The 21,116-nt window shown below is 69.7% G+C and carries 23 protein-coding genes and 1 tRNA gene; 18 read left to right on the top strand and 6 right to left on the bottom strand.

Annotation, left to right across the window (positions count from 1 at the left end; genetic code table 11):
* Positions 1-49 precede the first annotated feature (49 nt).
* The 16 genes from G3I71_RS32760 to G3I71_RS32835 all read left to right on the top strand — a co-directional run bounded on the left by G3I71_RS32760 (position 50) and on the right by G3I71_RS32835 (position 11,007).
* The gene (locus G3I71_RS32760; RefSeq protein ID WP_164320339.1) at positions 50-262 is read left to right on the top strand and encodes a hypothetical protein; all 213 of its coding nucleotides are present in this window, start codon (positions 50-52) and stop codon (positions 260-262) included.
* A gap of 1 nt (position 263) precedes the next feature.
* On the top strand, positions 264-860 hold the full coding sequence (locus G3I71_RS32765) for a phage head-tail connector protein (protein WP_164320340.1): 597 nt from the start codon (positions 264-266) through the stop codon (positions 858-860).
* Between the two features lie 10 nt (positions 861-870).
* Positions 871-1,320: a hypothetical protein gene (locus G3I71_RS32770; protein WP_164320342.1), complete on the top strand. Its 450-nt coding sequence runs from the start codon at positions 871-873 to the stop codon at positions 1,318-1,320.
* A complete protein-coding gene (locus tag G3I71_RS32775) occupies positions 1,320-1,523 on the top strand; it encodes a hypothetical protein (RefSeq protein WP_164320344.1) in 204 nt (67 codons plus the stop codon). Before G3I71_RS32770 ends, G3I71_RS32775 begins: the two co-directional genes overlap by 1 nt.
* Before the next feature lies 1 nt (position 1,524).
* Entirely contained in the window at positions 1,525-2,262 is a 738-nt protein-coding gene (locus G3I71_RS32780; RefSeq protein WP_164320346.1) for a hypothetical protein, read from the top strand.
* A 79-nt stretch (positions 2,263-2,341) separates the two neighbouring features.
* On the top strand, positions 2,342-2,743 hold the full coding sequence (locus G3I71_RS32785; RefSeq protein ID WP_203732000.1) for a phage tail tube protein: 402 nt from the start codon (positions 2,342-2,344) through the stop codon (positions 2,741-2,743).
* Positions 2,743-3,255: a hypothetical protein gene (locus G3I71_RS32790; protein WP_239149481.1), complete on the top strand. Its 513-nt coding sequence runs from the start codon at positions 2,743-2,745 to the stop codon at positions 3,253-3,255. Before G3I71_RS32785 ends, G3I71_RS32790 begins: the two co-directional genes overlap by 1 nt.
* Positions 3,256-3,272: 17 nt before the next feature.
* On the top strand, positions 3,273-3,683 hold the full coding sequence (locus G3I71_RS32795) for a hypothetical protein (protein ID WP_164320350.1): 411 nt from the start codon (positions 3,273-3,275) through the stop codon (positions 3,681-3,683).
* The gene (locus G3I71_RS32800) at positions 3,680-3,835 is read left to right on the top strand and encodes a hypothetical protein (protein ID WP_164320352.1); all 156 of its coding nucleotides are present in this window, start codon (positions 3,680-3,682) and stop codon (positions 3,833-3,835) included. Before G3I71_RS32795 ends, G3I71_RS32800 begins: the two co-directional genes overlap by 4 nt.
* A 26-nt stretch (positions 3,836-3,861) precedes the next feature.
* Positions 3,862-5,961: a phage tail tape measure protein gene (locus G3I71_RS32805; RefSeq protein WP_164320354.1), complete on the top strand. Its 2,100-nt coding sequence runs from the start codon at positions 3,862-3,864 to the stop codon at positions 5,959-5,961.
* Between the two features lie 13 nt (positions 5,962-5,974).
* The gene (locus G3I71_RS32810) at positions 5,975-8,740 is read left to right on the top strand and encodes a hypothetical protein (RefSeq protein ID WP_164320356.1); all 2,766 of its coding nucleotides are present in this window, start codon (positions 5,975-5,977) and stop codon (positions 8,738-8,740) included.
* 8 nt (positions 8,741-8,748) lie between these two features.
* Entirely contained in the window at positions 8,749-9,255 is a 507-nt protein-coding gene (locus G3I71_RS32815; RefSeq protein ID WP_164320358.1) for a hypothetical protein, read from the top strand.
* 42 nt (positions 9,256-9,297) lie between these two features.
* Positions 9,298-9,552, top strand: coding sequence for a hypothetical protein (locus G3I71_RS32820; protein WP_164320360.1), 255 nt, complete (start codon positions 9,298-9,300; stop codon positions 9,550-9,552).
* A gap of 72 nt (positions 9,553-9,624) precedes the next feature.
* Positions 9,625-10,413 (top strand): N-acetylmuramoyl-L-alanine amidase, encoded by a 789-nt coding sequence (locus G3I71_RS32825; RefSeq protein ID WP_164320361.1) that lies wholly within the window; start codon positions 9,625-9,627, stop codon positions 10,411-10,413.
* Between the two features lie 10 nt (positions 10,414-10,423).
* The gene (locus tag G3I71_RS32830; protein WP_164320363.1) at positions 10,424-10,651 is read left to right on the top strand and encodes a hypothetical protein; all 228 of its coding nucleotides are present in this window, start codon (positions 10,424-10,426) and stop codon (positions 10,649-10,651) included.
* A complete protein-coding gene (locus tag G3I71_RS32835) occupies positions 10,648-11,007 on the top strand; it encodes a hypothetical protein (protein WP_164320364.1) in 360 nt (119 codons plus the stop codon). Before G3I71_RS32830 ends, G3I71_RS32835 begins: the two co-directional genes overlap by 4 nt.
* Before the next feature lie 59 nt (positions 11,008-11,066).
* On the opposite strand, the gene G3I71_RS32840 is transcribed toward G3I71_RS32835, so the two are convergent.
* Both G3I71_RS32840 and G3I71_RS32845 read right to left on the bottom strand, forming a co-directional pair.
* Positions 11,067-11,924, bottom strand: a complete 858-nt coding sequence (locus G3I71_RS32840; RefSeq protein ID WP_164320366.1) for a helix-turn-helix transcriptional regulator — start codon at positions 11,922-11,924, stop codon at positions 11,067-11,069.
* A 14-nt stretch (positions 11,925-11,938) separates the two neighbouring features.
* Positions 11,939-12,694 (bottom strand): DUF6879 family protein, encoded by a 756-nt coding sequence (locus tag G3I71_RS32845; protein WP_164320368.1) that lies wholly within the window; start codon positions 12,692-12,694, stop codon positions 11,939-11,941.
* A gap of 172 nt (positions 12,695-12,866) precedes the next feature.
* Between G3I71_RS32845 and G3I71_RS32850 the strand changes: the two genes are divergently transcribed.
* Complete coding sequence (locus G3I71_RS32850) at positions 12,867-13,076, top strand: hypothetical protein (RefSeq protein ID WP_164320370.1); 210 nt, start codon at positions 12,867-12,869, stop codon at positions 13,074-13,076.
* Entirely contained in the window at positions 13,073-13,444 is a 372-nt protein-coding gene (locus G3I71_RS32855) for a DUF6415 family natural product biosynthesis protein (RefSeq protein WP_164320372.1), read from the top strand. Before G3I71_RS32850 ends, G3I71_RS32855 begins: the two co-directional genes overlap by 4 nt.
* Positions 13,445-13,668: 224 nt before the next feature.
* Here G3I71_RS32855 and G3I71_RS32860 read toward each other — a convergent pair.
* The 4 genes from G3I71_RS32860 to G3I71_RS32875 form a co-directional block, all read right to left on the bottom strand.
* Positions 13,669-13,741: transfer RNA gene (locus tag G3I71_RS32860), tRNA-Lys, on the bottom strand.
* A gap of 120 nt (positions 13,742-13,861) precedes the next feature.
* Positions 13,862-15,397, bottom strand: a complete 1,536-nt coding sequence (locus tag G3I71_RS32865; protein ID WP_164320373.1) for an amino acid permease — start codon at positions 15,395-15,397, stop codon at positions 13,862-13,864.
* Between the two features lie 82 nt (positions 15,398-15,479).
* Entirely contained in the window at positions 15,480-18,455 is a 2,976-nt protein-coding gene (locus G3I71_RS32870) for a VCBS repeat-containing protein (protein ID WP_343243138.1), read from the bottom strand.
* Positions 18,456-18,838: 383 nt separating this feature from the next.
* Positions 18,839-21,010, bottom strand: coding sequence for a DEAD/DEAH box helicase (locus G3I71_RS32875; protein ID WP_164320377.1), 2,172 nt, complete (start codon positions 21,008-21,010; stop codon positions 18,839-18,841).
* Between the last annotated feature and the right edge of the window lie 106 nt (positions 21,011-21,116).

The raw sequence follows: 21,116 nt of genomic DNA on the forward strand, positions 1-21,116 counted from the left end.
TCGCCTGGGGCGGGCCCTGCGTGTCCGGCCTCACCGCAGGAGCGAAGCAATGACCGAACCGCAGACCGAGGACCCGATGGTCGCCGCCCTGCTGCGCGAACGCGAGGGCTACGCCGTGCGCGGCATGGACGCCCGTGTCGCCCAGGTCGACGAGCAGTTGAAGCTGCGCGGACACGAGCCGACGGCCGACGGCAAGACCGCGCCCGCCTCCCGCTCGACGCCGCCGAAGGGCCGCCGGGCGCGCCCCGCCGAGCAGGCATGACGTGGCCAACGAGTACGTCACCCTGGAAGACCTGAAGGTCCAGCTCGGCATCGAGGCCACCGACGACACCCGCGACGCGCTGCTGGACCGGGCCCGCCGGTCCGCGTCCCGGAGCATCGACAAGACCTGTGGCCGCCGCTTCTGGCTCGACGCGACGGCCGTGCAGCGCACGTTCAACCCGCGCGGCAGCATCGTGCGCGAGGACGACGGCGACCTGTTCCTCATCGACGACATCGGCAGCGCGGCCGGCCTGCTCGTCGAGACCGGATCGGGAGCGTCCTGGAGCGCGGTCACCGGATACGAGACATCCCCCGACAACGCCCTGGCGGACGGCAAGCCGATCACCGGACTGCTGCGTCCCCTGGCAACGTGGGGCATCGCGACCACCCGCCTGCGGGTGACCGCCCGGTTCGGCTGGCCGGCTGTTCCGGACGACATCGCCGAGGCCGCGATGATCCAGGCCTCCCGCCTCTATAAGCGCAAGGACTCACCCGAGGGCATCATCGGCTCCGCCGAGTGGGGCGTGCGCAACCTCTCCCGCCGGGACCCCGACGTGTGGGCGCTCATCGAGCCGTACATCCTGCCGGGCTTCGGATAAGGGGGCGGCTGTGCAGATCTCCCTGGTCCGTGACGCCATCGCGGACGCTGCCCGTGCGGTGGTCCTGCCCACCGGTATCGGGAAGCTGACGTCGACCGGCTACGTACCGGACTCGGTGGTCGTCCCGTGTTTCTTCGTCGCCGAAGTCGAGGTCACCTACGACAAGACACACGGCCGCGGTACGGACGGGCTGGACTTCACCTGCCGGGTGCTGGCCGGCCGCGCCGATGACCGCTCCACCCAGCGGATCCTGGACGCGATGCTGTCCGGCGCGGGCCCGGCCTCGCTGAAGGTGGCGATCGAGGCAGCCCGCGGCGCCCCCGGCGAACTCGCCCTCGGCGGCGCGGCCGACGACCTCCACATCGAACGCGTGCAGGGCTACCGCTGGTACGAGCACCAAGGGTCCACCTACCTCGGCGCCGAGCTGGCCATCAAGGTCATCGGAGACGGGAACACCTGATGAAGATCCGCATGCTGGTCCAGATGCCCGACGGCGCGGCGCGCAACGGCCAGCCCTGGCCCGCCCAGGGCGAGGACACCGAACTGCCCACGGCAGAGGCCGCACACCTGGTCGCCTCCGGCGTCGCCGAGGAAGTCGGCCCGCCGGGCAAGGACGCGCGCCCCCGCGCCCGCCGCAAGACCGCCGCCGGCGAGGAGGAGTGACGTGCCCAAGACCATCCTGACCAACGTGCGGTGCTTCGCCGTGGCCGCCGACCTGACCACCGTCTCGAACAAGGTCGAGCTGTCCGCCGAGGTCGAGGCGAAGGACACCACGAACTACGGCTCGGCAGGCTGGAAGGAGAACCTCGGCGGCCTGGGCTCGGCTGAGATCTCCGCCGAGGGACAGTGGGAGGCCGGGGACCCGTCCAAAGTCGACGACGCGTCCTGGTCCCAGCTCGGCGGCGTCGGCCCGTGGTCGGTCAGCGCGAACAACGACGCGTCCGTGGGCAGCCTGGCGTACTTCACCAGCGCCCTGCGCGCCGACTACAAACTCGGCGACGCGGTCGGTGAGGTCGCCCCCTGGACCGGCACCGCGAAGTCGGCATGGCCGCTGGTACGCGGCCAGTTCGCCCACCCGCCCGGCACCGCCCGCACCGCGACCGGCACGGGCACCGGCCTCCAGGTCGGCGCCGTCGCCTTGAACAAGCGCATGTACGCGGCGTTGCACGTGCTGTCGGTGGCCGGTACCACCCCGTCGATCACCGCGCGCGTGGAGTCCTCCGTCGACAACACCTTCGCCAGCCCAACGACCCGGCTGACGTTCACCGCGGCGACCGCCGTGGGCGGGCAGATCCAGCGCACCGCGGGCACGGCCATCACGGACACGTGGTGGCGCATCGCCTGGACGATCTCCGGCACCACTCCGTCGTTCCTGTTCGCCGCCACCCTCGGCATCGGATAGTCCGCACCCCACCTCTGCCCGGCCGGCCTCGGTCCGGGTTTCTCGCCATGCCCGGAAAGGGGGGCCTGTCGTGCCCAAGATGGTTCTGCTCGCCGAGTACCTGTCTATCAACGCGAACGTCCTGAACACCTACACCAAGAAGGCCGAGCTGACGGTCGAGGTCGAGGAGAAGGACGTCACCAACTACGCCAGCCTCGGCTGGAAGGAAGTCCTCGGTGGCCTCAAGTCCGCGGAGCTGGGCTGCGAGTTCCTCCAGTCCTTCACCGCTGCGGAACTCGACGCCATCATGTGGCCGCTGCTGGGCACGGTCGTCCCGTTCGAGGTGCGCGCCGACCAGGCCGCGGTCGGCACCTCCAACCCGAAGTACACCGGCAGCATCCTGATCACCGGCTGGAGTCCGCTGACCGGGTCGGTCGGTGACGAGGCCACCGTCAGCCAGGGCTTCCCCACCTCGGGGGCTGTGACGAGGGCGACTTCCTGATGGCAGGCGGGCCGCCGTTCGCCCTCGGCGTCAGCAACGTCGAGGGCCTGGACGCCCTGGTCCGCGCGATCCGTGCCGAGGAGGACGGCAAGGCTCTGCGCAAGGACCTCGCGAAGAACATGCGCGAGGCCCTCAAGCCCGGCGCCGCCGAGGCCAAGAGCAGCATCATGGCGATGCCGTCCTCGGGGATCATGCCGACGGCGCCCGCCCTGCGCTCGTCGATCGCCCGCAAGATCAGGCCGGAAGTGAAGCTCGGGGGGCGCTGGTCCGGCGCCCGGGTGAAGGCCTTCAAGACGAAGAACATCCGCAACTTCCCCAACGCGCCCAAGCGCACCAACCGGGCGAGCGGCTGGCGCCACCCCGTGTACGGCAACCGCGACCAGTGGGTGCAGCAGCGCGGAAAGATCGACTGGTTCGACCGGTCCTTCGAGGGCCGGGCGAACGGGTACCGGGACGCTGTGGAACAGGCGATGGAAGACATGGCCCGGCGCATCGCGTCCCGGGCCCGGTAAGAGAAGCGAGAGCAACCGTGTACCTGATCTACAAGCCTGCCGAAGGCGACGAGCAGCGGTGGAAGTACAGCCCGAAGCGGGGCATCGTCACGCCCGAGCGTGAGCTCATCGAGCGCCTCACCGACCGGAACTGGTCGGTGTTCGCGAAGGACGTCGTCCAGGGCAACAGCCTGTGCCGGCGCGCGCTGCTGTTCGTCTTCCTCAAGCGCCTGCACCCCCAGCTGAAGTTCGCCGACGTGATGTTCGAGTGGGACGAGCTGACCCTGGAGTATTCCAAGGGTGAGCTGATCTTGATGCGTGACCAGGTCGCCAGCGTGGCCACCGGTGACGAGGCGTACGCCGCCCTGACGAAACTCCAGGAGCAGATCGACGAGGCGTACGAGGACCCTGACGAGGAGGGAAAAGCGAGTCTGCCGATCGCCGAATGAGGCGGCTCGGCGACGCGGCCCACCTCCTGGGGATCGTGGGCCGGGACTGGGACACCCTCACCGTCCAGGAAGCAGACCGCTACCTCGACTGGATCGACGCCTACGAAGAGGCGCAGCAGAAGGCCAACGAGAAGCTCAAGTCGGGGCGGTGACGCCCCCTGTCCTCAGGGGGTGAGTCATGAGTGACACCTCGCTCGTGTTCAACCTGGTCGCCCGCGACCGGGCGACCGAGACGCTGGGCAAGGTCCGCGAGAAGTTCGACGCGGCAGCCGCGGGGATCGGCGCCGGCGTCGGCCTGGCTCTGGGCGCGGGCATCGTGCAGAGCCTGAACGTGGAGGCGGCGAACAACAAGCTCGCCGCCCAGCTCGGCCTCGGGCCGGCCGAGGCCGCCGACGTCGCCCAGGTGTCCGCGTCGGTGTACGAGAACGCGTGGGGCGACAGCGTCGAGACGGTCAACCTCGCCATCAAGGGCGTCTACCAGAACATCGGCGACACCTCGCAAGCCGAAGGCGGCCTGGAAGGTGTGACGACCAAGGCACTCGCTCTGGCGGACACGTTCGACCAGGACCTGACCATGACCACGGCGGCGGTCGGTCAGTTGATGCGCACCGGCCTGGCCGACTCAGCCGACGAGGCGTTCGACATCATCACCACCGGCCTCGGCTCCAGCGCCGATAAAGCCGGGGACTTTTTGGAGACGCTCAACGAGTACTCCACCCAGTGGCGCCGCGTCGGCCTGGACGGCCAGACCGCAACCGGCCTGCTCGCACAGGGACTTCAGGCAGGCGCCCGGGACGCCGACCAGGTGGCTGATGCGATCGGTCAGTTCGGTGAGCGGGCGCTGGCCGGCGGTACGTCCGTCGATGCCGCCTTCGAGTCGATCGGTCTGAGCTCGGCGGACATGTCGAAGATGATCGGGCAGGGCGGGGACCAGGCCGAGAAGGCCCTGCAGATGACGATGGACGGCCTGCGCGGGGCCGGCAGCGAGCAGACCAAACTGAACGCGGCGGCGGCCCTGTTCGGCGACCCGGGCAACGTGCTGGGCGAGGCACTGTTCGCCCTCGACCCCGCGACCGCCGCCGCCGCGGCGGGCATGGACACCGCAGCGGGGTCCACGGACCGGCTCGTCGAGAAGGTCGGGGGCAGCGCCACATCGGCTCTGGAGGAGTTCAAGCGCAAGGCCCTGGGTCAACTGGCCGACGTCGCGGGCGGGTTCGTCAGCTTCGCCATGGACAACGCGGGCGTGTTCGAGCCGCTGGCCTACACCCTCGCCGGGATCGCGGGCACGGTCCTGCTGATCAAGGGCGGGATGATGGTGTGGGCCGCAGCCCAGACCGCGTGGGCCGCGGCGACCGCGATCGCGACGGGCGCCCAGTGGCTGTTCAATACCGCCCTGTTCGCCTCGCCGATCACCTGGATCATCCTCGCCGTCGTCGCCCTGGTCGCCGTGATCGTCATCATCGCGACGAAGACCACGTGGTTCCAGACGATCTGGTCCGCGGTGTGGGGAGCCATCACCACCGCGTTCGACGCGACCATCTCCTGGCTGTCGGACGCCTTCGGGTGGTTCGGGACACTGCCCGGGAAGTTCGCGGGCTGGTTCGGATCGGCCAAGGACTGGGCCATCAACAAGATGCTGGCACTGGTCCAGTGGCAGATCGGCCTGCCCGGCCGCCTCCTCAAGGCCCTGTCCAGCCTGGCCGGGAGTCTGCGCAACACCGCCTCCCGCGCCTTCCAGTCCCTCAAGGACGCCGCCGTCAGCCGGGCCCTGTCCCTGGTCGGCTGGATGTCCGGACTACCGGGACGGATCGCCCGCGCGGTCGGATCCCTGGGCAGCCTGCTCTACGGCAAGGGGCAGAACATCGTGACCGGCCTGTGGAACGGCATCAAGTCGATGGGCTCCTGGCTGCGGAGCACGCTGATCGGCTGGGCCAAGGACATGATCCCCGGCCCGATCGCCAAGGCCCTCGGTATCGGCTCCCCGTCGAAGGTGATGGCCAGGGTCATCGGCCGCTGGCTGCCGCCCGGTATCGCCATGGGTGCCGAGGACAACCGCGGCGTCCTCGACAAGACCATGCGAGGCCTCGTCGACCCCGAACTCGCCACCCCCGTACGGCCCCTGACCACCGGCATGGCGCCGCTGCTGGGAGCGCAGGCGGGCGGCGGGATGGTCACGGTCCGCTTCGACATGGCCGGCGCCGACGGGGAGTTCAAGAAGCTCCTGCGCAAGATGGTCCGCGTCGACGGGCGCGGCAGCATCCAGATCCTCACCGGGTGAAGGGAGTCCTGCCGTGGTGTTCCCTCAGACCCCGCTGACCGTGCTGGTCGAGCTGTGGATCGGCGGCACATGGGTCGACGTCACGTCCGACGTGTACACCGCCAACAAGATCGTCATCAGCCGGGGCCGGGCCGACGAGGGGGTGCGGGTCGACCCGGGCAAGTGCACGCTGACCTTCAACAACAGGTCGGGCAAGTACAGCCCGCGCAATCCGCTCTCGCCGTACTACCTGCTCATCGGACGCAACACCCTCATCCGCGTCTCGGTCAAGGCAGGCACCCCCTTCCTCGACCTGCCCGGCTCGTCCACCGCCTACGCGTCCACCCCGGACACAGCAGCCCTCGACATCACCGGGGACCTCGACGTACGGATCGACGCCACCCTGTCCAACTGGACCGACTACGCGACCGGGAGCGGGTCCACCACCCACCTCGTGGGAAAGCTGGGGTTCGCGGGCGGCACCAAGAGCTGGTTCCTCGGTACCCGCAACAGGGCCCTGTACTTCGAGTGGTCGGCGGACGGCACCGCCACCCTGTCGGCGTCGTCGACTCTTCCCTTCCCCAACACGGCGTCCGGCCGCATCGCGCTGCGGGCCACCCTGGACGTCGACAACGGCGCCGGCGGGCGCACCGTCACCTTCTACACCGCCCCCTCGGGGACGTCCGGGCCGTGGACCCAGTTCGGCAGCGCGGTCGTGCAGGCCGGGACGACGTCCATCTTCAACTCGGCGACCGCGCTGCGGGTCGGCCGCGCCACGGACGTCGGCTTCACCCAGCCGAACGGCCGCTTCCACAAGGCAGAGGTCCGCTCGGGTATCGGCGGCTCCGTCGTGGCCGTCCCGGACTTCAGCATCCCGGCCGCCGGCGCGGGCAGCTTCGTGGACAGCGCGGGCCTGACCTGGACGGTGACCGCCCCGGCCACGATCACCAACCGGCGCACCCGCTTCATCGGCGAGGTGTCCTCCTGGCCGTCCCGCTGGGACGTCTCCGGCAAGGACGTACGCGTACCGGTCGAGGCCGCGGGAATCCTGCGCCGCCTCGGGCAGGGCACCAAAGCCCTCGACTCCACCCTGAGACGGCGCATCCCCTCCTACACCCCGCTCGCCTACTGGCCCATGGAGGAAGGCGCCTCCGCCACCCGCGCCTACAGCCCCGTCGCCGGTGTCGCCCCGCTCACCCTGACCCGCGCCACCTGGGCGAGCGCCGACACCCTGGCCTCCTCCAACGCGCTGCCGGTACTCGCCTCCAGCGGAGCCGACCTGCCGATGATGTCCGGACGAATCCCAGCCCCCACCGCCGCGATCACCAGCTGGGCCGTCCGCTACATCTACCGCCTCGACACCGCGAACACGACCCTGCGCACGTTCATGCGGATCCTGTCCACCGGCACCGTCGCCGAGTGGTACATCCAGCAACGCAACGACCTCACCCGCATCATCGGCCTGGCCACCGACGGCACCACCGTCTTCACCCAGGACGTGGCCACCGGCACCGACCTCTACGGCGCCTGGATCCACGTCCGGTTCACCGCCACCCAGAACGGCGGCAACGTCGACTGGGTCATCACCTGGACAGACGTCGGCGGCGACGCCGGCAACGCGTTCGCCTCGTTCGCCGGCACCGTGGGCCGCCCGACCGGCGTCGCATCCCCGCCCGACGGCTACAGCGCCGACCTGGACGGCATGGCCCTCGGACACATCTCCGCCTGGCCCTCCAACACCACCACCGCCTACTCCGGAGCCATCGACGCGTGGACCGGGGAGACCGCCGGCGCCCGCATGACCCGCCTCGGCGTGGAGGAGAACCTCCCGCTCACCCAGTACGGCGACCCCACCACCCAAGAACAGGTCGGCCCACAGCGCCCCGACACCCTCCTCACCCTGTTCGAGGAGGCCGCCGACGCCGACGGCGGGATCCTCTCCGAGCAGCGCGAGAGCGTCGGCCTCACCTACCGCGACCGCAACTCCCTCTACAACCAGCCCGTCGCCCTCGCCCTCAACTACCAGAGCCCCGGGCATGTGGCCCCGCCACTCGAACCCGTCGACGACGACCAGAACATCCGCAACGACATCACCGTGCAGCGCACCGACGGCGCCTCCGCACGCCTCACCCTCGACACCGGCGCCCTGTCCACGGCCGCCCCACCGGGCGGCGTCGGCGTCTACGACGACTCGCTCACCCTCAACCTCTACTCCGACGACCAGGTGCAGCAGCAAGCCGCCTGGCGTCTTCACCTGGGAACCGTCGACGAGGCCCGCTACCCCCTCCTGCACGTCGACCTCGCCGCCGCACCCACACTGATCGACAGCGCCACCGGCCTCGACTCCGGGGACCGCGCCACCATCGCCAACCCGCCCGCCTGGCTGCCACCCGGCCCCATCGACCTCCTCGCCCAGGGCTACACAGAGACCATCGGCCACCCCGCCGACTGGGGCCTCGAATTCAACTGCACCCCGGCATCCCCATGGACCGTGGGCGTCACCGGCGACAGCCTCCTGGGACGCGCCGACATCAGCAGCAGCGAACTCGCCACCGGCATCAACTCCACCGCCCTGACCCTGTCCGTGAACACCACCACCGGACCCAGCTGGAACACCGGCGGCGCCGACTTCCCCTTCAACATCCGCCTCGGCGGCGAGGTCATGACCGTCTCCGCGATCTCCGGGACATCCAACCCGCAGACGTTCACCATCAGCGCCCGCTCCGTCAACGGCATCGTCAAGAGCCACAGCGCCAGCACCCCGCTGGCCCTCGCCCAGCCCGCGGTCATCGCCCAGTAGGAGGACCCGTGCAGTTCCCCACCTTCCTCGCCGGGCAGACCCTCACCGCCGCCCTCCTCAACTCGATCCCGCCCGTCCTCAAGTACAAGGCGGCCGGCACCGACCGGGCCACAGCCACCCTCTCCGACGACCCCGACCTGACGTTCGCCGTCGAGGCCAACGCCGTCTACGAGATGCGCGGCGTCCTGCGGGTCAACACCACCGACGCCACCAACGGCGACTTCAACCTGAGCTGGACCGTCCCGTCCGGCGCACAAGGCCTGTGGTCGGGCATCGGCCAGCCCGCCACAGCGACCGCCACCGACGGCACCGTGCGCACCATGGGCAGCACCATCAGCGCCTCCCGCGCCTACGGCGCCATCATCAGCGGCGGCAACGAACTCGCCATCGTCGTCCACAGCCTCCTCGTCACCTCCAGCGCAGGCACCTACGCCGTCAACTGGGCCCGCTCCGGCAGCGCCGGCACCGTCTCCCTCATGGCCTTCAGCTACCTGACACTCACCCGCGTCGGCTGACCCGCCACCCACCGCACGAGACAGACCTCCCGAGGAGCACACATGCCCAGGGTCATCCAGCCCCTGTACAGCGTCCAGTACGACGGCACCAACGCCGAGCACATCGCCGGCACCTGGTGCACCGGCATCACCCTCGTGTCCAACACAGGACAGGACATGGTGTACGCGGACGGAGACAACGGCGGCCGTCACACCGTCAACCTCGGTGAGTGGCTCGTCATCTCGGGCGCCCACGACATCACACCGACCATCTTCACGACGGAGGAGTACACGAGCCGGTACGTCGAACTCCCGTAGCCGTCAGGAACCACGCACTACCCGCTGCCCCGAGCCATCTGGCCGGGGCCTTCGTCATGTCTGGAGGCATTCATGGCCTGGTACCCGGGCGCCACCCGGATGGAACTCCAACCCGAGTCGGACGACCAGGCGGCCATCCGGCCGACCCAGCTCATCGTCCACTCGCTGGCCGCGTCGTGGACGGCTGAGCGGACGTACGAGTACTGGCACGACTCCACGAACCTGGAGTCCCACTTCGGGCTCGGCTACGCGGGCGACCTCGCGCAGTACATCGGCACGCAGACGCGCGCGGATGCGAACGCGTCGGCGAACCTGCGGCCGGACGGCACGGGCGCCATCTCGATCGAGACGGCGTCAAACCTGCACGCTACTGACGAGTGGACGGATGAGCAGGTCGAGAAGCTCATCCGCGTCGGCGCGTGGGCGCACCAACACCCGGCGCACGCGATCCCCCTGCGCCTGTGCCGCAGCGCGGACGATCCAGGGTTCGGCTGGCACGCGCAGTACAACGCCTGGAACCCCAACGGGCACGCCTGCCCGGGGCCCGCCCGCATCGCCCAGTTCAAGACCGTCGTGTTCCCGGGCATCGTCGCCCGCGCGACCGGCACCACCACCCCCGAGGAGGACGACGTGGCACTGACCGACGCCGACATCGACAAGGTCGCGGTCGCGACCGTGAACAAGCTGCTCAAGGGCGGCGCGCTGGAGACCAGCGACGTGGAACGTATCGCCAAGGCGGTCGCGGCCCGCCCGGCCACGCTGACCGACGCGCAGGTCCAGGCGCTCGCCACGAACCCCGCACTCGCCGAGGCCATCGCCGAGAAGGTCGCGGCGAAGCTCGCCGCGCGACTCGCCAACTAGGAGGCACTCCATGAAGGACTCGACCAAGCGCACCGTGCGCACCACCCTCCAGACCACCGTCGGCGTGGCCGTGATGCTGCCGCAGATCGTCCAGGCCTCCGGCATCCCCGAGGCCCTGCCGTGGGTGGGCGGCTCCCTCGCCGTGGCCGGCGGTCTCGCCCGCGTCATGGCTCTCCCGGGGGTTCAGGCGCTGCTGCCGGGGTGGCTGCGTACCGACATCGGCAGTGAAACGAAATGACGCCGCCCGGGGCGGTCCTGGCCGACAGCACCGGGGTGCCGCTGGTCGACGCCGCCGTGGTCTGGAGTATTGCGGGTGCGGCGGTGGCCGCGGCCGTCGTCCTGATCTGGCGTGGCGTGCGCGGGATGCGCCGTGTGATTGCGCGGGTCGACACGTTCGCCGACGACTGGGCGGGCGTTCCCAGCCGCCCGGGCGTTCCCGAGCGGCCCGGCGTCATGGTCCGCCTGGACCGGATCGAGGAACACATCGAGGGCGTGCAGCACGAGCTCCGGCCCAACTCTGGCCAGTCACTCAGGGACGCGGTCGACCGAGTTGAGAGGACTCTCGCCGCCGACACTGACACTGACACCCCCTGACTCAGCCCCCTGTACGGCCCACCACGGGCCGTACAGGGGGCGTTTCGTCATGCCCGGGGTCAGCGCGAGTTGAGGGCCTGTCGTGCGTGGTTGATGAGGTTCTGGGCGTCGGTGCCGTACACCGCCGACTCCTGCAACGTCTTCCAGACCCGCAGGTAGGTGGCGATGCTGTCCGTGTCGTCTATCCACAGCTCTGCGTGCCAGTCCTCGACGATCACCAAGCGCTCGTCGTAGAGCCAGAAGCTGTTGCCCGGGTAGATCTTCAGCGAGGCGGTGAAGGGGACGATGCCGAGTTCGACGGTGTCCAGGCCGATGACGCCGGCGAGGTGGTGGAGCTGTGCCGCGAGTACGGACGGCGGGCAGACCAGGGAGCGCAGGGCGCCCTCCCACATCATGATCCGGTACTTCCGGCCCTGCCGGTACAGCCCCTCCTGCCGCTGGATGCGGGCACGTACGGCGTCCTCAGTGTCCCGTGGTGATCGCATGAGGTCGGCGTGACGGACGAAGACGTGACGGGCGTAGTCCGGTGTCTGGACCATGCCGGGAATCAGGCAGGGCTCCCAGATGGTGAGGACCTTCGACCTGTCGTGTTCGGGCGTGACCGCATCCTGAACGGCCCTGTGTCCTGCGGCCAGTTGGCGGCGCCAGGAGCGGATGTGGGACTCGAACCCCCGCAGCCTGGCGAGGAGTTCCTCATACACCTCGGGCCGGCCGGTCCCATCCGCCCACGCGCGCAGGTCCTCGACCGTCGCCGTCTGCCGGCCGTTCTCCAGCTTGCTGACCTTGACCTTGGACCAGCCCGGCCCGAGCCGTTCAGCGAGCTGGGCACCGGTGAGCCGGCCTCCAGTGGCAGTGAGCCGAAGTTCCCGGAGCCTGATCCCGAGATCCTCGCGCGCCTTCTGATAGTCCGTGCTCACCGGTCCTCACCTGCTTACTCCTCCTTCGCGGTCATGCGTGCCACGAAGTCCGTGTACGGGATGGCGTAGTGCACTGCGACGTCACGCAGCCGGTTGTACTGGTTGACGCGCGCTGGTTCCGTGATCAGCTCGGCGCCCGTCAGGTTGTCGTCCTCGTCGAAGAGGCACAGGGCGACGATATGGGAGTCGAAGATCCAGAAGTCTTCGTCGGGGAGGTTCACGCGCTTGGCGTCGTCGCGCCACATGCTGCGGACGTCCTCGCCCAAGTCGGCGTTGTGTGCCGCGTGTTCGAGGAGGTACAGCTGCCCCTCGCTCGGCGGGTTGTCGACGATCCGGACCCGGCCGACGGCCGCGCCGTCCCGCGTCTTGGCGCTGATCGTGCGGGCCCACGGCGAGTCCATGTCCCACGTCGGCTTCTCGCCGCGTGCGAACTGCGCGTACGTGTCGGTCTGCTCGTCGACCGTGTAGCGGCGGCGCATCTCCAGGTGCCAGGCGCTGTGCTGGAAGTTCTCGAAGAGGCGGGCGAAGGTGTCCGGGTCGAGGATGCGCGGCTCGGTGTCCCGCGCCTTCGGCCCGAAGTCGATCAGTGTGTTGCGGGGGACGATGATCGGGATCTCGTCCTCGTCGAGGTGTTGGAGCTGGGCGATGTCCTCGGGGTCGGTGAGCCGCGACCCGTGCACGATGACCTCGCCTGTGTCGAGGTCCTCATGAACGGAGGGACAGGAACCGCCGCCGCTGCCCGTGCCGTTGAAGCGCAGTCGTCGCGCCATGACCAGTTCCTTTCGTCGGGGACTGATCCGTCAAGCATCACGGAGGGCAACGCCCCGTGTACCGGGTTCGACTGGCCCTCGCGAGAAACATTGCGTAACTCCGCTGAGGCGTCAAGAAACTTTGGATAACTCGCATAGCGGCCTCCGTCGTCCCTTCCCTACCGTCCAGGTCATGGCCACGAACGAGCAAGCGCGGGATATCGACCCGCATACGGCGGTGGAGTCGCTGAGGGCGGCACTAGACGGATCCGGGATCGTCCTGCCCTCTCTGAGCGTCGACTACGTCTCGCCGGACCTGAAGCTGATCGACCTCGGCCGCATCCGCGCCGACGTGGCCATGCGGCTGGCTGAGGCACTCCGACGAGGGGACCCCGCAGCATGAGTACGAAGCAACAGACCGACGTCCCGCCCGACATCGAGGAGATGCGCGCCAGCACGGCCTTACTTCTCGGCCCGGACGGCGCACCGGACGCGCTCCCGCCGGCCGCCGACGAACTGGCCACGCTCACCGCGACACTGCGCGGGCACATCCAGTTACTCATCCCCGAGGTGGCGAATGCGGCGGCGCGGGAGCCGAAGGACAGCATCCCCCGGTACTGCGCCCTCGCCTGTATCGGAGAGGCGCACAACAAGCTGCGCCTGGGCGACGACGACCTGCTGTCCATCCGGGTCACGGTGGCCCGGAAGCTCGCCCGCGTCCTCAACGCCCTGTGCGACCACTGGGAGACCCTCGTCCGGGCAACACCGTGACCAAGCCCTGCATGACGTCTGCCCTCTGAACCGCCCGCCCCCGCCCCCCAGGCTCATGGGGGCGGGCGGGTCCAGGCCCCGGCCGGTATGCGTGTCCCGGTCGGGGCCGCTCCATGTCTTGATCGTCTGCCTCTCGGGCCAGCAGCGGGCCAGCTAGCGATCACCCAGCCCCCGAAAACGACGCGAGCCCCAGCTCAGATGTCCTCTGAACTGGGGCTTGTCCGTAGACCCTGTGGGACTCGAACCCACAACCAATGGATTAAAAGTCCACTGCTCTGCCAATTGAGCTAAGGGTCCCCGCGATGTTGCTTCCCCGAGCATAGCCGGACCCGGCCGTGTCTCCGATCGGGTATCGGAGACACGGCCGGGTCGCTTCACGGACAGGGCGGCGACCCCTGGAGGAAATGGGCGCCCTCGTTACGGATCGACCGGTTCGGGTGCCCCCTTACGAGCCGCCTCGCGTGCCCGGGTCCGCTCGTGTTCCGGGTTGAGGAACCAGTACCGCGCCGAAACCACCCACCACAGCGCCGCGAACCCGAGCACCGCCAGGACGGCGATCGGGGCGTAGTTGAAGGTCTCCCAGGTGACCGGCGCGACCTGGGGCAGCATGAACAGCACCGTGATCACGACCACCCAGATCACCGACACCACCCCGATCGCCCGCGACCACCGGCCCAGATGCCACGGCCCCCGCTCGAACGCGTCGCCCTTGCGCAGCCGCAGCAGCGTCGGGATGACGTAGGCGATGTAGAGGCCGATCACCGCGATCGACGTCACGGCCGCGTACGCCGTCAGGTTGATCAGGTAGGGCAGCCCCAGGAGCAGGGCCCCGAACGCCGCCAGCCAGACCGCGGCGACGGGGGTACGGGTGCGTGGGCTGACCGTGTGCCAGAGGTGGGAGAAGGGGAGGGCGCCGTCGCGTGAGAAGGCGTAGATCATGCGGGAGTTGGCGGTGACCGACGCCATACCGCAGAACAGCTGGGCGCCGATGACGACGAGCAGGAACAGCTTGCCCGCGGTCGCGCCCAGCGCGTCGAGCAGGATCTGCGCGGGCGGTACGCCGGTCGGGGACGCGAGTGTGTCGTCGTACGACTGGATGGCGAAGGTGAAGCCGAGGAGGAGTACGAACCCGGCCACCCAGGACGTCCAGATCGAGCGGACGATGCCCTTGGGGCCCGCCGTGGACGCGTCGTGGGTCTCCTCGGTCATGTGTGCGGAGGCGTCGTACCCGGTGAAGGTGTACTGGGCCATCAGCAGGCCGAGGGCGACCACGTAGACGCCGCTGCCCCATCCCGTGTTGTTCACGAACTTGGTGAAGACGAAGGAGGCGGACTGGTGTTCGTCGGGAACGAAGGTCAGCGCGCCGACGATGACGGCCACACCCACCACGTGCCACCACACGCTGATGCTGTTCAGCAGGCCGACGATGCGTACGCCGAACGTGTTCAGGAGCCCGTGCAGGACGAGGATCCCGGCGAAGAGCAGGATCGTGCTGCCCGGGGTGACCTCGAAGTCGAACTGGAGGTTCAGGTAGGCGGCCAGGAAGGAGGCCGCCCCGAAGTCGATGCCGGCGGTCACCGCGACCTGCCCGAGCACGTTGAACCACCCCGTGAACCACGCCCAGGCGGCGGCGGTACGAGGGGGAGCGAGCCGTGCCGCCCAGAAGTACAGGCCGGCGGAGGTCGGGTAGGCCGAACAGATCTCGGCCATCGACAGCCCGACGAAGAGGGTCATGAGCCCTACGGCGACCCAGCCCCAGGTGATCACGGCCGGGCCGCCGGTGTTCATGCCGAACAGGTAGAGGGTCAGGCAGCCCGACAGGACCGAGATGATCGTGAAGGACACCGCGTAGTTGGAGAACGCCGACATCCGGCGGGCGAGGACCTGGGTGTAACCGAGCTGGGCAAGCCGTTCCTCGTCCGACAGCCCACTAACTCTGACGTCATCTGTCATGCCCCCAGCAATGCCCTTGCTGGGGGTATGACATGCACCACAGGCCGACCGAAAATCGTCCACCCGTGGCCAGAACCGGCCTCTAGTACAGGCCCTTGTACCCCTGCCAGCCGCTGGCGATCTTCACCCGCGGCCCGAACGTCCCGTTTCCGAGACCGGGGTTGCGGTAGAGATTGCCTGCCGTGTCGCGTACGACCAGGTCGTTTCGTCCGTCGCCGGTAATGTCACCGACGCCGACGACCGCGTTGTAGGTGGCGCCCCAGTTGGAGAGGACCTTGACGCGGGCGGTGAAGGTGCCGTTCCCGGTGCCGAAGTACCGGTACAGGGTGTTGGTCCTGTCCTGGGCGAGCAGGTCGCCCAGTCCGTCGCCGTTCAGGTCGCCGGCGCCGACGACCTTCTTGTACGTCTTCCAGTCGGTGTACAGCTTCACCCGCGCGGACAGCCTGCCCTCGCTCGTGCCCTTGTAGAGGTAGACGGCGCCCGTGGCGGAGTCACGGGCGATCAGGTCGGGCCGGCCGTCCTTCGTCACGTCACCGGGTGAGGTCAGCACGTCGTACTGGTTCCAGCCGCTGGTCCCGAGTGTGATGTACGGCGCCGACGGCTTCGGCGCCGTGTGGCAGGCGGGCTTGTACAGGCGCAGAGCCCCACTGCTCAGCCGTACGAGGACGTCGTTGCAGCGGTCCCGGTTCAGGTCGCCGAAGGGCACCGCCGTGATACCGGCCGGCCAGCCGCTTCCGCTGAACCTTCCGGAGAACGTGCCCTTACCCGTGCCCTGATGGAACGCCAGTGTGCCCGAGGGGGTGAGGGAGAGCAGATCGCCGGTGCCGTCCGGGGACTGCCACCCCGGACCGCCCACGTAGTCGTGCCGCACCGCGCTGCCGCGGGACAGTCCCACCGTGCCCCGCGCCTCCACCGGCCCTCCGACCCCGTCCGCCGGAGTGACGGTCAGTGTCCAGTCGTACGAGCCGTTGGGGTGGAACCCGGAACCCCCGTACTCGCCGAGCAGGCCGCCCCACCCCACCGTGAGTTCACCGCGCGCGGCGCCACCGTCGACGCTGTCGACGACCTTCCCCGTGGCCCGGCTCCGTACGGTCAGCCGCCAGCTCCCGGACGGCTTCGAGAGCAGCACGGTGGCCACTGGATCCGGCGTCACGTCGTACCCCCGCACCTTGGCGAACGGGAAGCGCACAACAGGCGCCAGCAGGCGCAGCGGCTGCTGCGGCACTCCGGACGGTACGAGGTGCACGCGCTCCTCGTCGTCCACGTACGCGACGTTGGCCCCGGACTCGTCCACGGTCCAGCGCACGTCCCGCTGCGAGACACCGGTGTCTGGCAGTTCGCCGATGACCCGGCTCGCGGGCGGGCCGTCGGTGACCGTCGTGAGGGTCAGCTTCCCGGCCTGCCGGTCGTGCGTGAGGACGTATCCGTCCCCGAGCCTGGCCTCGCCGACGGGTACGGGCACGGACTTGTGTGCGGTGCGGTCGTAGACACCCGCCCGGCCGTCGCAGGTCCAGTACAACCAGCGGCCGAGCGCCTGGAGTTCGGTGGGCGCGCAGCCCGCGTCGGTGGTGAGGGTCTCGGTGGTCTTCTTCGCGGTCAGGTCGTAGGCCGTGACGCTGCCCGGGGCAGTACCGGTCGACCACAGGATGTCGCCGGAGAGAGCGGCGGGGCCAGGAGTGCGGGTGACGACCGGACCGCCGTCGTCGCCGATCCGGTAGACCTCCTGCTGAGCGGGCGCCGTGTACAGGAGGTACTGGCCCGACACGTCGGTGATCCGCCCGCCCCGGGGCAGCTCGGTGCGTTCCCAGCGGCTGTCCGCATCCGGCCCGGCGACCCAGATCCGGTCGGTGGTCTCGTCGTGCGCGAGCCAGGCGATACGTCCGTCGGCCGTGCCCTGTACCTGAGCGCAGGCGACGTCCGTGGCGGCGCAGGGGGCGACGGTGACACCGGTGGCGAACGAAGTGCGCGCGCCGAACTCGGGGGTGCCGGACGGGGCGACGGTGCGCACGTCGGCGGCGAGTGCGAGAGCGTTGTACTGCCTCCGGGCGACGAGCCGTCCCTGATCCAGGGACAGGCCCTGGACCGGCAGTGTCGGCTTGGGAAGGGCCTTGACCAGCGTGACGACAGGCGGGCCGCCGTCCGTGCCCGGGGTGATGCGCTGGATACCCCGGTCGTCGGTGCCGGTACGGCCGATCTTCACGACGGTGCCGCCCGGGCCGGCCGCGGTCCCGTACTCCGAGGACCGCAGCAGGGTCACCTGCTCGCCGCCCGCGATGGGCTGTGCCGTCGTCGCGTAGGCCCCGTTGACCAGCCAGTCACCGACGACTGCCAGGGAGAGAGTGGCGTTCGCTCCGTCACTGACGCCCTTGAGCGCGATCTCGACCGGGGCCGCCGACAGGTCGCGAGGGAACACCAGCACCGTGGCCTTGTCGGTGGCGGAGACGACGACCCGGCCGCCGCCCAGGTTCACCTTGTAGTACGCGACGGGCAGCGGACCGCTCCAGCCACGCACCTCACCGGTCGCGCGGTCCACGGCGACCAGCCCCGTCTGCCCGTCCACGGACGCGCGGAAGTACAGCATCTCGGCATCGGCACCGATGGCCGTCCCGAGAAGCAGGCCGGCCGGACCTCCCTCAACCCTCACGTTCCCGGTGGTCCCGTCCGGCCCCGGCGTCAGCAGATGCATGACCCGGGTGGCTGTGCCGTCCTCGCCGGTCACCATCGTGTAGCCGATGGTCAGATCGTCGTAGGACGTGAGGTAGTTGAGGCCGGCCGGGATCTGCAGGCTGCGGCTGGTGCCGTCGGTCGCGTCCCAGAAGTCGACCCGCCCGTCGGCGTACTTGTACGCCAGGACATCCGTACCGGTCGTCGTCGGCGCCGTCCCCGCAGGCGCCGGAACGGTCACCGACTCGCCGTCCGCGTAACGAGTCCACAGAATGCCGGTCCTGCCCTCCAGGGTGTGGAACACACCCTGGGCCCCGGCGGAGTCGTGGCCGTTGTGGGTCGACGACGCCCTGACCCTCGCGTCCAGGCCGTAGTCCCTCAGCGCCGCGGGCACCACCGTCTCCTGCGCTGCCTGTGGCTCCGCCAGCGCCGGTTCCGAGGGCAGCAAAGGGCTCAGCCCGGCCCCAAGAACGACGGACGCGGCGACTGCGACACCCGTACGTTTCCCCGAACGACTCATGCGCCCCACACGACCGCGCGCCGAAATACCGCGCACGAAACCACGGCTCTTCAAGGAACCCCCCGGCCCTTCGACAGCCCTCGACCTGTGCATCAGGTGGGCTTGAGATGTGCATGCCCTGTACAGGGTCAACGGGAGCCTACCAGCGGGCACTTGCGAGGCCGGATGGGTTTGCGGGACGCCGAAGGGCCCGTACGACCGGAGTCGTACGGGCCCTTCGGTGATCAGTCAGCGATCACCCGGTGATCGACCGGCGATCAGCCGTTGCGCTTCCAGCGCGGCTTCTCGTCGCGGCGGCCGAAGGAACCGGTGGCGGTGCCGGTGCCGGTGGTCGGCCCCGTGCCGGTGCCTCGGTGGTCGTCGCGGCGGCCCTGCGGGCGCTCGTGGCCGCCGGCGCGGAAGCCGCCGCCGGTGGGACGGTCGCCCTGGCGGTCACGGTTGAAGGGGCGGTCGCTGCCCCGGTGACCGGTGGCCGGACGGTCGTCACGGCGGAAGCCACCACGGTCGTTGTTGTCGCGGTTGAAGCCGCCCGAGGGACGGTCGTCACGGCGGAAGCCACCGCCCGAACCACCCGAGGGGCGGTCGTCACGACGCTCGAAAGAACGGCCACCACGGTCGTTGTCACGGTTGAAACCACCCGAGGGGCGGTCATCGCGACGGAAGCCACCACGGTCACCACCGGACGGACGGTCGTCACGGCGGAAACCGCCACCCGAACCACCCGAGGGGCGGTCGTCACGACGCTCGAAAGAACGGCCACCACGGTCGTTGTCACGGTTGAAACCACCGGACGGACGGTCATCGCGACGGTCGCGGCGCTCGTAGTTGCCCCGGTCGTCACGGCGCGGACGCTCCTCGCGCACCTGCGCCTCCGCGGCGGCGGTCGCCTCGGCGGCGGCCTCCGCGACGACGACGGCGGCAGCGGCCTCGGCCACCGCGGCCACGGCCTCCTCCGGGTCCTCGCCCCGCTCGCGCGCGGCACGCGCGATCAGCCTGTCGGCCTCCTCGCGCAGTTCGGAGGCACGGCGCGTGGCGCGCTCCAGTTCCTTGGTGAGCTGCGAGACCTCACGCTCGGCCTGCTGCGCGGAGTTGCCCGCGGACTCGGCCTGGACCTCGGTCATCGACCGGGCGCCGGTGATCTCGGCGACCTCCGGCTCGAAGGCCGCGCCGCCCTGGATGATGTGGCGCGAGGCGTCGACGCCCGCGTCCTCCATCAGGCGGAAGATCTGGCGACGCTGGTGCGGCAGGGACAGCGACACGACCGTGCCGGAGCGCCCCGCGCGGGCCGTACGGCCGGAGCGGTGCAGGTAGTCCTTGTGGTCGCCGGCCGGGTCCACGTTCAGGACCAGGTCGATGCCGTCGACGTGGATGCCGCGCGCGGCGACGTCGGTGGCGACGAGGGCGTTGACGTAGCCCTTCTTGAAGTCCTCGAGCACGCGGGTACGCGCGCCCTGCGTCATACCGCCGTGCAGCGCGTCGGCCTTCACACCGGACTCGCAGAGCTGCTCGGCGATGCGGTCGGCGCCCAGCTGAGTGCGGACGAAGATGATCGTGCGGCCCTTGCGGGAGGCGATGGCGGCCGTGACCGGCGCCTTGTCCTTGGGCTTCACGATGAGGATGTGGTGGGACATCGTCGTGACGTTGCCCTGGGCACTGTCGACCTCGTGGGTGACCGGGTTGGTCAGGTAGCGCTTGACCAGCGTGGAGATCTCGTTCTCCATCGTGGCCGAGAACAGCATGCGCTGGCCGCCGCCCGGGATCTGGTCGAGCAGCTCGGTGACCTCGGGCAGGAAGCCCAGGTCGGACATCTGGTCGGCCTCGTCGAGAACGGCGACCTCGACGTTCGCCAGGGAGCAGGCGCCGCGGTTGATGATGTCGCGCAGGCGGCCGGGCGTGGCGACGAGGACGTCGACGCCGCGCTCCAGGGCGTACATCTGGTTGCTCATCGACGTACCGCCGCAGACGACCTTCATCTTCAGGCCGAGGACGTCGCCGTACGGCTGGAGGGCGTCCGCGACCTGCATCGCGAGCTCACGGGTCGGCGTGAGGATGATGCCGCGGGGCTTCTTCTTCTCGGTGTGGCCGCCGGACAGCTTCGTCAGCAGCGGGAGACCGAAGGAGAGGGTCTTGCCGGAGCCGGTGCGGCCACGGCCGAGGATGTCCTTGCCGGCCAGGGCGTCCGGGATGGTCGCCGTCTGGATCGGGAAGGGGCTGGTCACACCGTTCTGCGTGAGCTTGCGCACGACGCCCTCGGGGAGACCGAGATCGGTGAAGGTGATCTCCGGCTCGCCGGGCTCGGTGTCGGCGGCGTCAGTGTCGGTGTCGGTGACCGTCTCAGCGAGGTCGGCGTCGAGGTCGAGGCTGATGGCCTCGTCGTTCTCGTTCTCGTTCTCGGGCACGACGATGTGATCAGTACTGGAAATGGACATGCGAATGCGAAACCTTCCGGAGTCTCGTCGGCACGCGCCCGTCAACTCCGTGATTTCGCAAATTGACCGCCTCAATGCGGTCAGCCACGGCAAGGGAGAGTACGCG

This window comes from Streptomyces sp. SID12501, assembly GCF_010550245.1.
Lineage (GTDB): Bacteria > Actinomycetota > Actinomycetes > Streptomycetales > Streptomycetaceae > Streptomyces.